Annotated in this window: 11 protein-coding genes; 9 read left to right on the top strand and 2 right to left on the bottom strand. The window is 64.4% G+C overall.

Going from position 1 to position 14,026, the window contains the following annotated elements:
• Positions 1 to 10: 10 nt before the first annotated feature.
• On the bottom strand, positions 11 to 2,230 hold the full coding sequence (locus ACYAF3_RS08590) for a primosomal protein N' (protein ID WP_003103282.1): 2,220 nt from the start codon (positions 2,228 to 2,230) through the stop codon (positions 11 to 13).
• Between the two features lie 175 nt (positions 2,231 to 2,405).
• Here ACYAF3_RS08590 and rpmE point away from each other — a divergent pair, with 175 nt between their 5' ends.
• From rpmE to ACYAF3_RS08570, 4 genes are all read left to right on the top strand, one after another.
• Positions 2,406 to 2,621 carry a 50S ribosomal protein L31 gene (gene rpmE, locus ACYAF3_RS08585; RefSeq protein ID WP_003095846.1) on the top strand — a complete coding sequence of 72 codons (216 nt, stop codon included), beginning with the start codon at positions 2,406 to 2,408 and terminating at the stop codon, positions 2,619 to 2,621.
• A 74-nt stretch (positions 2,622 to 2,695) separates the two neighbouring features.
• Complete coding sequence (locus ACYAF3_RS08580; RefSeq protein WP_009877201.1) at positions 2,696 to 3,448, top strand: thermonuclease family protein; 753 nt, start codon at positions 2,696 to 2,698, stop codon at positions 3,446 to 3,448.
• Positions 3,445 to 4,884 (top strand): M48 family metalloprotease, encoded by a 1,440-nt coding sequence (locus ACYAF3_RS08575; protein WP_128669360.1) that lies wholly within the window; start codon positions 3,445 to 3,447, stop codon positions 4,882 to 4,884. The genes ACYAF3_RS08580 and ACYAF3_RS08575 overlap by 4 nt, the downstream gene beginning before the upstream one ends.
• Positions 4,885 to 4,986: 102 nt before the next feature.
• Positions 4,987 to 6,255, top strand: a complete 1,269-nt coding sequence (locus tag ACYAF3_RS08570; RefSeq protein WP_003103278.1) for a malic enzyme — start codon at positions 4,987 to 4,989, stop codon at positions 6,253 to 6,255.
• Positions 6,256 to 6,359: 104 nt separating this feature from the next.
• Here ACYAF3_RS08570 and ACYAF3_RS08565 read toward each other — a convergent pair whose 3' ends face one another.
• Positions 6,360 to 8,831 (bottom strand): penicillin-binding protein 1A, encoded by a 2,472-nt coding sequence (locus tag ACYAF3_RS08565; RefSeq protein WP_031756300.1) that lies wholly within the window; start codon positions 8,829 to 8,831, stop codon positions 6,360 to 6,362.
• Between the two features lie 184 nt (positions 8,832 to 9,015).
• Here ACYAF3_RS08565 and pilM point away from each other — a divergent pair, with 184 nt between their 5' ends.
• From pilM to pilQ, 5 genes are read left to right on the top strand one after another with little or no spacing between them, the layout of a single operon-like run.
• Entirely contained in the window at positions 9,016 to 10,080 is a 1,065-nt protein-coding gene (gene pilM / locus ACYAF3_RS08560; protein WP_003110888.1) for a type IV pilus assembly protein PilM, read from the top strand.
• Positions 10,080 to 10,676 (top strand): type 4a pilus biogenesis protein PilN, encoded by a 597-nt coding sequence (pilN, locus tag ACYAF3_RS08555; protein ID WP_003095839.1) that lies wholly within the window; start codon positions 10,080 to 10,082, stop codon positions 10,674 to 10,676. The genes pilM and pilN overlap by 1 nt, the downstream gene beginning before the upstream one ends.
• Positions 10,673 to 11,296, top strand: a complete 624-nt coding sequence (gene pilO, locus ACYAF3_RS08550; protein WP_003103268.1) for a type 4a pilus biogenesis protein PilO — start codon at positions 10,673 to 10,675, stop codon at positions 11,294 to 11,296. The genes pilN and pilO overlap by 4 nt, the downstream gene beginning before the upstream one ends.
• Entirely contained in the window at positions 11,293 to 11,817 is a 525-nt protein-coding gene (gene pilP, locus ACYAF3_RS08545) for a type 4a pilus biogenesis lipoprotein PilP (protein WP_003095836.1), read from the top strand. The genes pilO and pilP overlap by 4 nt, the downstream gene beginning before the upstream one ends.
• Before the next feature lie 53 nt (positions 11,818 to 11,870).
• Positions 11,871 to 14,015, top strand: a complete 2,145-nt coding sequence (gene pilQ, locus ACYAF3_RS08540; protein WP_003123619.1) for a type 4a pilus secretin PilQ — start codon at positions 11,871 to 11,873, stop codon at positions 14,013 to 14,015.
• Positions 14,016 to 14,026: the final 11 nt, after the last annotated feature.

Raw genomic sequence — 14,026 nt, 5'->3', positions numbered from 1 at the left:
TGGAAGGCGCTCAGAACAGGTCGATCGGATCGATATCGAGCGACCAGCGCACCTGGCGCCCGCCGGGCAACTGTTCGAGGCTCTGCAGCCAGGGCGTCAGCAGGCGATGCAGCGGCGCCCGGCTCATGCACTGCAGCAGCAGTTGCGCGCGGTGCTTGCCGGCACGCCGCTCCATGGGCGCGGGCACCGGCCCGAGCAGTTCCACCTCCGGTCCGCCCATCTGCTCGAGCAATTGCTCGGCGGCACTGCAGGCGCTGTCGAGGAAGGCTTCCGCCTGGCCCGGCTTGTGCGCTTCGGCGCGCAGCAGGGCGAGGTGGGCGAAGGGCGGCAGGCCGGCGGCGCGGCGTTCGCTGAGGGCCTGTTCGGCAAAGGCGAAGTAGCCGTCCTCGGTGAGCTGGACCAGCAGCGGGTGATCGGCCAGGTGGGTCTGGATCAGTACCCGTCCGGGCTCCTCGGCGCGTCCTGCGCGGCCGGCGACCTGGACGATCTGCTGGGCCATGCGTTCGCTGGCGCGGAAGTCGGCGGAAAACAGGCCGCCATCGGCATCGAGGATCGCCACCAGGGTGACCCGTGGGAAGTGGTGCCCCTTGGCGAGCATCTGGGTGCCGACCAGGATGCATGGCTCACCGCTGTTGATGGTGGCGAAGAGGTCGCGCATGGCGTGCTTGCGCGAGGTGCTGTCGCGGTCGATGCGCAGCACCGGATGGTTCGGGAAGAGAATCCGCAGGCGTTCCTCGGCGCGCTCGGTGCCGGCGCCTACCGGACGCAGGTCGAGCTTGCCGCACTGCGGGCAGTTCATCGGCGGCCGCTGGCGGTGGTCGCAGTGGTGGCAGCGCAACTCGCCGCTGCCCTGGTGCACGGTCATCCGCGCGTCGCAGCGCGGGCATTGGCTGATCCAGCCGCAGTCGTGGCAAAGCAGGGTCGGAGCGAAGCCGCGGCGGTTGAGGAACACCAGGACCTGCTGGCCGGCCGCCAGGGTATCGCCGATGGCCTGTTGCAGCGGGCGGGAAAGGCCGGCGTCGAGCGGCATGCTCTTCACGTCGAGGCGGATGAATTTCGGCGGGTGCGCGCCACCGGCGCGCTGGGTCAGGCGCAGCAGGCCGTAGCGGCCGGCCTGGGCGTTGTGCAGGCTTTCCAGGGCGGGCGTGGCCGAACCGAGCAGGATCGGCACGTTCTCCAGGCGTGCGCGTACCAGTGCCAGGTCGCGGGCGTGGTAGCGCAGGCCGTCCTGCTGTTTATAGGAGGCGTCGTGTTCCTCGTCGACGATGATCAGTCCCGGCCGCTTCAATGGAGTGAACAGTGCCGAACGGGTGCCGATGACGATGTCGGCCTCGCCATCCCGGGCGGCGAGCCAGGCGTCGAGGCGCTCGCGGTCGGTCAGGGCCGAATGCAGCAGGGCGATGCGCGCGTTGAAGCGGCGTTCGAAACGCGCCAGGGTCTGCGGCCCCAGGTTGATCTCGGGAATCAGCACCAGGGCCTGGCGGCCTGCGGCCAGGGTTTCGCGGATCAGTTGCAGGTAGACCTCGGTCTTGCCGCTGCCGGTGACCCCGGCCAGCAGGAAGCAATGGAAACCGCCGTGGCTGGCGCGAACCGCCTCGAAGGCGGCGCGCTGCTCGGGGTTCAGCGGCAACTCCGCCTGGGCCAGCCAGCCGCCTTCGCGCGGCGGGGTGCTGTGGCGCCGCACCTCCAGTTCGACCAAGCCTTTTTCCTTGAGCAGGTCGAGGCTGTCCTTGTTTATCTGCAACTGGTTCAGCAACTCATGGGACACCCCGTGCGGATGCTGCTTGAGAATCGCCAGGGCCTGGCGCTGGCGCGGCGCCCGGGCCAGGCGCGGATCGTCGAGGCTGGATTGCGCGGTGGCATGCCAGAAGCGCTGCTGGCGCGCCTCGGCCGGCTCGCCCTGGCGCAACAGGTTGGGCAGCGCCCAGGACAGGGTGTCGCCGAGGCTGTGCTGGTAGTACTGGGCGGTCCAGCGACAGAGTTCGAGCAGGTGCGCCGGCATCGGCGGCTTGGCGTCGAGTACCCTGAGGGCAGGCTTGAGCTTGTCTTCGGGTACTTCGGAACGGTCCGTCACCTCTATCAGAACGCCAACCAGCTCCCGGCGCCCGAACGGCAGCAGCAGGCGAATCCCCGGCTGTAGGGCGCTGCGCGGAATGCCGCGGGGCGCGCGGTAGTCGAACAGGCGGCGGAGTGGCGAAGGCAGGGCTAGGCGTAGGATCAGGTCTGACACTCAGCGGCTTCCGGGGATGAAGGAAACGAGGACTGGGCCGGCGATGTTAGCAGACGACCGGCGGGCGGGGTCGCTTGCATAGATGAATCGGTCTGGTATGATCCACGCCCTTAATTACGTGCGGTGCCTGGTAAACGCGCTGGGTGGCGGCACACAACGCCTCGAGGATTGAATCATGAAAGCGGACATCCATCCGACTTACGAAGCTATCGAAGCTACCTGCAGCTGCGGTAACGTCATCAAGACCCGTTCCACCCTGTGCAAGCCGATCCATCTGGACGTGTGCTCCGAATGCCACCCGTTCTACACCGGCAAGCAGAAGGTGCTGGACACCGGCGGCCGTATCGACCGCTTCAAGCAGCGTTTCGGCGTATTCGGCGCCACCAAGTAAGCCGCTTGCCGCGAACGCGCGCAATGCTACTTGTCGCTGTACCGAGAAAGGCGTCCCTGGTGGGCGCCTTTTTCATGTCCGTGGTTTCCGCCTTCGCCGGTGCGGCGGAGGCCTGCCGGCCTACCGGCGCCTTGCAGAACGTCGAGGTGGCGCGGGTGGTGGACGGCGATACCGTGCGCCTGCGCGATGGCCGCAGCGTGCGGCTGATCGGTATCAACGCGCCTGAGCTGGCGCACAACGGTCGCACCACCGAGCCCTTCGCCGAAGCCGCGAAGCAGCGACTGCAGGCGCTGGTATCGGCCAGCGACGGGCGTCTCGCCCTGCAGCCGGGCCGCCAGGCCCGCGATCACTACGGGCGGACCCTGGCGCACCTGTTCGATGCCAGCGGCGCCAACCTCGAGGCGCGCCTGCTCGGCGAGGGCCTGGGCTACCTGGTGGCGGTCGCGCCGAACACCGAGCTGACGGCCTGTCAGCAAGCGGCGGAACGTGCAGCGCGTTCGGCTAATCTGGGTGTATGGAAGCGTTCGCCGGTGCTTTCGCTCGATCGACTGGCGCAGAGCGGCTTCGCCGTGGTCCGCGGGCGGGTGCTCGAGGTCGAACGCAACCGGGGCGGTATCTGGCTGGAGATGGACGGTCCGCTGGTCCTGCGGATCGAGCCGAAGGTGCTCAAGGCGTTCGATGCGAAACGGGTGATGCAGATGGCGGGACGTTCGCTGGAAGTGCGTGGCTGGGTGGTCGATCGTTCCCGCCGTGGCGCTGTGCCGGCCGGCAAGGCGCGCTGGCAGATGTCGGTGACCGATCCGGCGATGCTGGAATGGTTGCCATGAAGACCGCCTGGCTCCTGCTGCTGTTGCTGGGAGTCGGCGCGCTGGGCGGCTGCGCGGTGAACCCGGCCACCGGCAAGAGCGATTTCGTGATGATGAGCGAGCAGCAGGAACTCGGCATGGGCGCTCGCTACAACCAGGAAATCCTCAAGCAGTTCCCCCGCTACAACGATGAAAAGCTCCAGGCCTACGTGCAACGGGTAGGCGAGCGGGTCGCCCGCAGCAGCCACCGCAGCAATCTGCAATATCATTTCACCGTCATCGATTCGCCGGACATCAACGCCTTCGCCCTGCCGGGCGGCTACATCTATATCCATCGCGGACTGATCGCCTACCTTGGCTCCGAGGCCGAACTGGCCGCGGTGCTCGGTCATGAGGTCGGCCACGTCACGGCGCGCCACAGCGTGCGCCAGCAGAGCCAGGCCAGCGCCTGGAACATCCTTGGCCAGGCGGTGGCGATCGGCACCGGGGTCGGTGCCGCCGGCGACCTGGCCAACGTGCTCGGCACGGCCTTCGTCCGCGGCTACGGGCGTGACATGGAACTGGAAGCCGATGGTCTCGGCGCTCAGTACCTGGCCCGCGCCGGCTACGATCCGACGGCGATGATCCAGGTGGTGCGGGTGCTGAAGAACCAGGAGGACTTCGCTCGCGAAGAGGCTGCGCGCAGTGGCCAGGCGGTACAGGCCGGCGGCTACCACGGGTTGTTCGATACCCATCCGGACAACGACCGGCGTCTGCAGGAAGTGGTCGGCCCGGCCCGGCAACTGGCCAACGGACAGCAGGAAGTGGGGCGCGAGGTCTTTCTTCGCCATCTGGAAGGCATGCCGTTCGGCGACTCGGCATCGGCCGGGGTGCGTCGCGGGCAGAACTTCTACCATGCCGAGCTGGACTTCACCCTGAGCTATCCGGCGGGCTGGAAGATCCTCAACCAGCCCAGTGCCCTGCTTGGCTATCCGGCGGACGAGCAGTCGTTCATCGGCATGAAGCTGGTGCCCCATGATTCCCGCCTGACGCCCGCGGAGTTCCTGCGCAAGAACGCCGGGCAACGGCTGGCCCAGGAAGAGTCGCTGAAGCAGGCAGGACTGAACGGCTACACGGCGGTGGTGCCAGGCAACCCGGCGCGACGGGTTGCTGTGATCTACCAGGGCGACCGCGCCTACCTGTTCGTCGGCGTGGTCAAGGTCGGTTCCCTGGAGACCCAGGACGACCGCTTCCTCAGCGTGATCCGCAGCTTCCGTCCGCTGCGCGACAAGGAGCGGGCCCTGGCGCAGCCGCGACGCCTGCACCTGGTGCAGGTCAAGGCGGGGCAGACGCTGGAGCAATTGGCGGCTGGCGGCGAGGGGTCATTGAGTGACTCCGTGGCTCGTCTGCGTCTGCTGAATGACCTTTATCCGAGCGGTGAACCCCGTCCGGGCGATTGGCTTAAAGTCGTACGCTAGAGGTCTTGACAGCCGGGTCCTGACGATCTTGTGGGGCGTCGTCTTCTTGCGTATGCTCGGTCGCCCCGTCTGTCCAACAAGCAATAAAGCGGAAGTGCCCAAATGTCCGATCTTAAAACCGCTGCCCTCGAATATCACGCACAACCCCGTCCGGGAAAACTGAGTGTCGAGCTGACCAAACCCACCGCTACCGCCCGGGACCTGTCCCTGGCCTACAGCCCGGGTGTCGCCGAGCCGGTGCGTGAAATCGCCCGCGATGCCGAGCTGGCCTACCAGTACACCGGCAAGGGCAACCTGGTGGCAGTGATTTCCGACGGCACCGCGATTCTCGGCCTGGGTAACCTCGGCCCGCTGGCCTCCAAGCCGGTGATGGAAGGCAAGGGTGTGCTGTTCAAGCGCTTCGCCGGCATCGACGTGTTCGACATCGAGGTCGACGCCGAGAGCCCGCAGGCTTTCATCGATACCGTCAAGCGTATTTCCATCACCTTCGGCGGTATCAACCTCGAGGACATCAAGGCTCCCGAGTGTTTCGAGATCGAGCGCGCGCTGATCGAACAGTGCGACATCCCGGTGTTCCACGATGACCAGCACGGCACCGCCATCGTTACCGCGGCGGGCATGCTCAACGCGCTGGAACTGGCCGGCAAGAAGCTGGAAGAAGCGAAGATCGTCTGCCTCGGCGCCGGCGCTGCCGCCATCTCCTGCATGAAGCTGCTGGTGAGCATGGGCGCCAAGGTCGAGAACATCTACATGATCGACCGCAAGGGCGTGATCCACGCCGGTCGCGACGACCTGAACCAGTACAAGTCGGTGTTCGCCACCGAGACCGACAAGCGCACCCTGGCCGACGCCCTGGAGGGCGCCGACGTGTTCGTCGGCCTGTCCGGCGCCAACCTGCTGGAGCCGGAAGACCTCAAGCGCATGGCGCCGAACCCGATCGTGTTCGCCTGCTCGAACCCGGACCCGGAGATCAAGCCGGAACTGGCCCATGCCACCCGTAACGACGTGATCATGGCTACCGGTCGTTCCGACTATCCGAACCAGGTCAACAACGTGCTCGGTTTCCCCTTCATCTTCCGTGGTGCCCTGGACGTACGTGCCACGCGCATCAACGAAGAGATGAAGATCGCCGCCGCCCTGGCCCTGCGCGACCTGGCCAAGCAGCCGGTCCCGGAAGACGTCTGCGCCGCCTATGGCGTGGACAAGCTGGAATTCGGCCGCGAGTACATCATTCCGAAGCCGATGGACAAGCGCCTGATCACCGTGGTTTCCGATGCCGTGGCCAAGGCTGCCATCGAGACCGGCGTGGCTACCCTGCCGTATCCGAAGAACTATCCGCTGAAATCGGTGGACGACGTCTTCAACGGCTGATCGATCGATCCGCCGGATAAAAAGAAACCCCGCCTTGGCGGGGTTTCTTTTTGCCTGCGCCTCGCGCTCCCGTCGTCGCCAACGAAGCGCAGGCGCCGGCCGGTTCAGAACAGGTCGATCGGCGCGCCTTCGTCATCCGGCAGCGGGCTGCCAGGGAAGCTGCCTGGCGGCAGTTCATTGACCGAGGGCGGGGTATCCTCGTTCTTGAACATCTCGAAATAGGCGCCGGGAGTGCCCGGCGCGGCCGAACGGCCGGTCACCGGGTCGATGCGCAGGCTGACGATGCCTGGCGGCTCGGCCATGGTGTGCATCGGCTTGTCCTTGAGGGCGAAGCCCATGTACCTGATCCAGATCGGCAGCGCGACGGTACCGCCGTACTCGCGGCGACCCAGGGTCTCCGGCTGGTCGAAGCCGACCCAGACGCTGGTCACGTAGTCGGAGTTGTAGCCGGAGAACCAGCCATCCTTGGAATCGTTGGTGGTGCCGGTCTTGCCGGCTAGGTCGGTGCGCTTCAGCGCCAGGGCGCGACGCCCGGTACCGCGCTTGATCACGTCCTGCAGCATGCTGGTCATGATATAGGCGGTACGGGCATCGATGATCCGCTCGGCCGGGGTCGGCTCGAAGGTGGTCTGGGCCTTGGCGGCGACTTGCTGGGCTTCGATCGAACCTTCGCCTTCGGCGCTCTCCGGATGCTCGGGGTCACCAGGATTCCCGGCGTCTTCCGCATCCGGCGCAGCGACCTGTTCTTCCACCGGCACGCGGGGCGGATTGGCCTGGTACAGCACCTGTCCGTCGCGGCTCTCGATGCGTTCGATGACGTACGGATTGACCTTGTAGCCGCCGTTGGCGAATACGCTCCAGGCGCCGGCGATTTCCATCGGTGTGACTGTCGCGGTACCCAGGGCCAGGGAGAAGTTGCGCGGCAGTTCGTCGCGCTGGAAGCCGAACTTGGTGATGTAGCTGATCGCCCGCTCGATGCCCAGGCCCTGCAGGACGCGGATCGAGACCATGTTGCGGGACTTGTACAGGGCTTCGCGCAGCGGGATCGGGCCGAGGAAGGTATTGGTGTCGTTCTTCGGTCGCCAGACCTTGTCCAGGTACTCGTCGACGAACACGATCGGCGCATCGTTGACCAGGCTGGCGGCGGTGAAGCCGTTGTCCAGGGCCGCGCTGTAGATGAACGGCTTGAAACTGGAGCCCGGCTGGCGCTTGGCCTGGATCGCGCGGTTGTAGTTGCTCTGCTCGAAGGAGAAGCCGCCGACCAGCGAGCGGATCGCCCCGTCCTTCGGGTCGAGGGAGATCAGCGCGCTCTGTGCGGCGGGAATCTGTACGAAGCGCAGGGTGCCGTCTTCCTGGCGCTGCACGCGGATCTGGTCGCCGGCCTGGGCCACGTCGGCGGGCTGGCGCGGCATCGGGCCCATGCTGTTGTTGCTGAGGAAGGGGTGTGCCCATTTCATGCTGTCCCAGGTCACGGCTTCTTCCTTGCCGTCGCGGGTCATCACCATGATCCCGCTCTTTTCCACCTGGGTGACGATCGCCGGCTCCAGGCCGCCGATGCTGCGCTGCTGGCCCAGGTGCTTGAGCCAGGCGTCGCGGGTCTGGCCCGGCAGGCGGGTCTCCGGGCCGCGGTAGCCGTGGCGCTGGTCATAGTCGATGAGGCCGTCGCGGACCGATTGGCTGGCGGCGTTCTGCAGGTCGCTGCGGACCGTGGTGATGACCTTGTAGCCCTCGGTATAGGCCTCGCTGCCGTAGCGGCCGACCATCTCGGCACGGGCCATCTCGGCGATGTAGGGCGCATTCAGTTCGGGGGTCTGCACGTGGTAGGAGGCGTTGATCGGCTCCTCGACGGCGGCCTGGTAGCGTTGCTGGTCGATGAAGCCGAGCTTGAGCATGCGCTCGAGGATCCAGTTGCGCCGCTCCGTACTGCGGGTCGGGTTGACCAGCGGGTTGTAGCGCGAGGGCGCTTTCGGCAGGCCGGCGATCATCGCCATCTCGGCCAGGCTCAAGTCTTTGATCGGCTTGCCGTAATAGACCTGTGCGGCAGCCTCGATGCCATAGGCACGGTTGCCCAGGTAGATCTTGTTGACGTAGAGCTCGAGGATCTCGTCCTTGGTCAGCTGTCGCTCGATCTGCAGGGCCAGGAGGATTTCATTGATCTTTCGCGAGAAGCTTCTTTCATTGGTAAGGAAGTAGTTCTTCGCTACCTGCATGGTGATGGTGCTGCCGCCAGTCTGGATGTGACCGCTTTTCAATAATTGCGCGGCGGCGCGCATTAGGCTTTTCACATCGACGCCATAATGGTTGGCGAAATTGTCGTCCTCGGCGGACAGCAGGGCATGGATGAAGTCCTGCGGGATGTCGGCGAAGCGGATCGGCGTCCGGCGCATCTCGCCGAACTCGGAGATGAGCTTGCCGTCCTCGCTGTAGACCTTGAGGGGGATCTGCAGCTGGACGTTACGCAGAGCTTCCACCGAGGGCAGGCTGGGACTCAGATAGAGATAGGCGCCGCTGAAACTGAGCAGCACTCCACAAATCAGGGTGACGCAAGTCCACCACAGGAACTTCAGCAGGCGCATGGGTAGATTCGGATTTCCAGGAAAAAGAAAGAGTTAAGCGAATAGGACAGGAAAAAGGCAAAAGCTGTTCACATTATAAGCAATTTTTCTGTGACCTAGCCATTTGCCTGGCCTTCGGCTCTGGTATCTAATGTGAAAAAAGAAGAATCGTTCGTAAGTATTGAACGCTAATAGGGAATTGGTCGTGCTAGGGCTCATAAAGAAGAAAGCGAACACCTTGCTGGGGATCGACATCAGCTCGACCTCGGTAAAGCTCCTTGAGTTGAGCCGCTCCGGAGGCCGCTACAAAGTGGAGGCCTATGCCGTCGAGCCGCTTCCGCCGAATGCAGTCGTGGAAAAGAACATCGTCGAGCTGGAAGGGGTCGGCCAGGCGTTGTCACGGGTGCTGGTCAAGGCGAAAACCAACCTGAAGTCGGCCGTGGTCGCCGTCGCCGGTTCGGCGGTGATCACCAAGACCATCGAGATGGAGGCCGGGCTTTCCGAGGATGAACTGGAAAACCAGCTGAAGATCGAGGCCGACCAGTACATCCCCTATCCGCTGGAGGAAGTCGCCATCGACTTCGAGGTCCAGGGGCTCTCCGCGCGCAATCCCGAGCGCGTGGACGTACTCCTGGCCGCCTGTCGGAAAGAAAACGTCGAGGTTCGCGAAGCGGCCCTGGCGCTGGCCGGCCTGACCGCCAAGGTGGTCGACGTCGAGGCCTACGCGCTGGAGCGCTCCTATGCGCTGCTGAGCAGCCAGCTGGGTGCCGACACCGACCAGTTGACCGTGGCGGTAGTGGACATCGGCGCGACCATGACCACCCTGAGCGTCCTGCACAACGGACGCACCATCTATACCCGCGAACAGCTGTTCGGCGGTCGCCAGCTCACCGAGGAGATCCAGCGGCGTTACGGACTCTCGGTGGAGGAAGCCGGTCTCGCCAAGAAGCAGGGCGGTCTTCCGGATGACTACGACAGCGAAGTTCTGCGTCCGTTCAAGGACGCCGTGGTGCAGCAGGTTTCCCGCTCGCTGCAGTTCTTCTTCGCCGCCGGACAGTTCAACGACGTCGACTACATCGTCCTGGCGGGCGGTACGGCGTCTATCCAGGATCTCGATCGGTTGATCCAGCAGAAGATCGGCACCCCGACCCTGGTCGCCAACCCGTTCGCCGACATGGCGCTGAACGGCAAGGTGAATGCCGGCGCCCTGGCCAGCGACGCTCCGGCGTTGATGATCGCCTGCGGCCTGGCGTTGAGGAGTTTCGACTGATGGCACGGATCAACCTTCTACCCTGGCGCGAAGAGCTGCGCGAGCAGCGCAAGCAGCAGTTCCTGGTGATTCTTGGCGGCGTCCTGGTGGCATCGGCTGCACTGGTATTCCTTGGCGACCAGTACTTCACCGCGGCCATCGAGAACCAGAACGCCCGCAACGACTTCCTGCGCAAGGAAATCGTCGTACTCGACGCCCGGATCAAGGAAATCAGCGAACTGAAGTCGCGGCGCCAGCAATTGCTCGAGCGGATGAAGATCATCCAGGACCTGCAGGGCAACCGTCCCATCATCGGACGGGTGTTCGACCAGCTCGTGCGGACCTTGCCCGACGGCGTGTATTTCACCGACCTGAAGATGACCGGCAAGAACATCGCCATCGCCGGCGCGGCCGAGTCCAACAACCGCGTTTCCAATCTCATGCGCAACATGGACGCGTCCGAGTGGCTGACCGCCCCGACCCTGAACGAGGTCAAGGCGGTGACCCAGGGCGCGGTGGACCAGGCCAACGTGTTCCAACTGACCGTGCAGCAGACGCAGCCCGGCGAGGAAGACGCCAAGGCGAAGCATGGGGTTGCGCAAGGAGCCAAGAAATGAGTCTGGCCAGTTCCCTGGAAAGTCTGCGCAAGATCGATATCAACGATCTCGACCTGAACAACATCGGTTCCTGGCCGGCGGCGGTCAAGGTCATCGTCTGCGTGCTGCTGACCGCGGCGGTCCTGGCGCTGGGCTACAACTTCCATCTGAGTGACATGCAGGCTCAGCTCGAACAGCAGGCCGCGGAAGAGGAGACGCTCAAGCAGCAGTTCTCCACCAAGGCCTTCCAGGCCGCGAACCTGGAAGCCTACAAGGCACAGATGAAGGAGATGGAAGAGTCCTTTGGCGCCTTGCTGCGGCAGTTGCCCAGCGACACCGAGGTACCCGGGCTGCTCGAGGACATCACTCGTACCGGCCTGGGCAGCGGCCTGGAGTTCGAGGAAATCAAGCTGCTTCCCGAGGTTGCCCAGCAGTTCTACATCGAGCTGCCGATCCAGATCAGCGTGGTCGGCGGCTACCACGACCTGGCGACCTTCGTCAGCGGCGTGTCCAGCCTGCCGCGGATCGTCACCCTGCATGACTTCGAGATCAAGCCGGTCGCGCCCGGCAGCACGTCCAAGCTGCGCATGAGCATCCTGGCCAAGACCTATCGCTACAACGACAAGGGGCTGAAGAAATGAGAGCCCGCCTGATTCTGAGCAGCCTGCTGCTCGCCAGCCTGGCCGGATGCGGCGGCGGTTCCGATTTCGCCGATCTGCAGTCCTACATGGACGAGGTTCGCGCCCGGCCCAAGGGCACTATCGAGCCGTTGCCGAAGTTCCAGCCGTACGAGGCCTTCACCTATAGCGCCGCGTCGCTACGCAGCCCGTTCCAGCCGCCGGTGAAGATCGACCTGACCGTGCGGCAGAAGGGCAACAAGGTGATCAAGCCCGACGAGACGCGGGTCAAGCAGTTCCTGGAAGGCTTCAACATCGAGACCTTCGAGATGGTCGGCACCCTGTCCAACGCCCAGGGCACCTTCGCCCTGGTGAAGGGCGCGGGTGGCGTGCACCGGGTGAGGGTCGGGGACTACCTGGGGCGCAACGACGGCAAGGTCGTCGGCATCAGCGAAGGAAAAATAGACGTGATCGAAATCGTTCCTGACGGAGAGGGGAACTGGCTGGAGCGTCCGCGCAGCCTGACTCTCAAGGAACGCTCCTGAGGGCGGGGAAAAACATGCATAACCAACAGCAGTCTGTACAACGGAGTCGGACGATGAACAGTGGCCTCTCGCGCCTCGGGATCGCTTTGCTGGCCGCCATGTTCGCGCCGGCATTGCTCGCCGCGGACCTGGAGAAACTCGACGTGGCGGCATTGCCTGGCGACCGGGTCGAGCTAAAGCTGCAGTTCGACGAGCCCGTCGCCGCGCCGCGTGGCTATACCATCGAGCAGCCGGCGCGAATCGCCCTCGATCTGCCGGGGGTACAGAACAAGCTCGGCACCAAGAACCGGGAGCTGAGCGTGGGCAATACGCGCAGCGTCACGGTGGTCGAGGCGAAGGATCGCACACGGTTGATCATCAACCTGACCACGTTGTCGTCCTACACCACCCGGGTGGAAGGCAACAACCTCTTCGTGGTGGTCGGCAATTCGCCGGCCGGCGCCAGCGTCGCTTCCGCCGCTCCGGTCAAGGCTAGCCCGGCTCCGGCCAGCTATGCCCAGCCGATCAAGCCCAAGCCGTACGTGCCGGCGGGTCGTGCCATTCGCAACATCGATTTCCAGCGTGGCGAAAAGGGCGAGGGCAACGTGGTCATCGACCTGTCCGACCCGACCTTGAGCCCGGATATCCAGGAGCAGGGCGGCAAGATCCGCCTGGACTTCGCCAAGACCCAGCTGCCGGATGCGCTGCGGGTTCGCCTGGACGTCAAGGACTTCGCCACGCCGGTGCAGTTCGTCAACGCCAGCGCGCAATCCGACCGTACCAGCATCACCATCGAGCCGAGCGGGCTCTACGACTATCTGGTCTACCAGACCGACAATCGCCTGACCGTCAGCATCAAGCCGATGACCACGGAAGATGCCGAGCGGCGCAAGAAGGACAATTTCGCCTATACCGGCGAGAAACTGTCGCTGAACTTCCAGGACATCGACGTGCGTTCGGTACTGCAACTGATCGCCGACTTCACCGACCTGAATCTGGTGGCCTCGGATACCGTGCAGGGCAATATCACCCTGCGCCTGCAGAACGTGCCGTGGGACCAGGCGCTGGACCTGGTACTGAAGACCAAGGGCCTGGACAAGCGCAAGCTCGGCAACGTACTGCTGGTGGCCCCGGCCGACGAGATCGCCGCCCGTGAGCGCCAGGAGCTGGAAGCGCAGAAGCAGATCGCCGAGTTGGCGCCACTGCGCCGGGAACTGATCCAGGTGAACTACGCCAAGGCCGCGGACATCGCCAAGCTGTTCCAGTCGGTGACCAGCGATGGTGGCCAGGAAGGCAAGGAAGGCGGGCGCGGCTCGATCACCGTCGACGACCGCACCAACAGCATCATCGCCTATCAGCCCCAGGAGCGACTGGACGAACTGCGGCGGATCGTTTCGCAGCTGGATATTCCGGTGCGCCAGGTGATGATCGAGGCACGCATCGTCGAGGCCAACGTCGGTTACGACAAGAGTCTCGGTGTGCGCTGGGGCGGCGCTTATCACAAGGGCAACTGGAGAGGCTACGGCAAGGACGGCAATATCGGGATCAAGGACGAGGACGGCATGAACTGCGGCCCGATCGCCGGCAACTGTACTTTCCCCACCACGGGAACCAGCAAGTCGCCGTCGCCGTTCGTCGACATCGGCGCCAAGGATGCCACCTCCGGAATCGGCATCGGCTTCATCACCGACAATATCATCCTCGACCTGCAACTGTCGGCGATGGAAAAGACCGGCAACGGCGAGATCGTCTCCCAGCCCAAGGTCGTGACCTCGGACAAGGAAACCGCGAAGATCCTCAAGGGCCAGGAAGTACCCTACCAGGAGGCCAGCTCCAGTGGCGCTACCAGCACCTCGTTCAAGGAGGCCGCGCTGTCCCTCGAGGTGACCCCGCAGATCACCCCGGACAACCGGATCATCGTCGAAGTGAAGGTGACCAAGGATGCGCCGGACTTCGATCGCGCACTGAACGGCGTACCGCCGATCAACAAGAACGAGGTGAACGCCAAGATCCTGGTCAACGACGGCGAGACCATCGTCATCGGCGGCGTGTTCAGCAACACCCAGAGCAAGTCGGTGGACAAGGTGCCGTTCCTCGGCGACCTGCCTTACCTGGGGCGGCTGTTCCGGCGCGATACGGTCTCGGACGTGAAAAACGAACTTCTGGTTTTCCTGACACCGCGGATCATGAATAATCAGGCCATCGCAATCGGTCGCTGATATCGAACAAC

Source organism: Pseudomonas sp. TZ252 (assembly GCF_056110345.1).
This window is presented reverse-complemented; position numbering and strand designations above follow the sequence as displayed.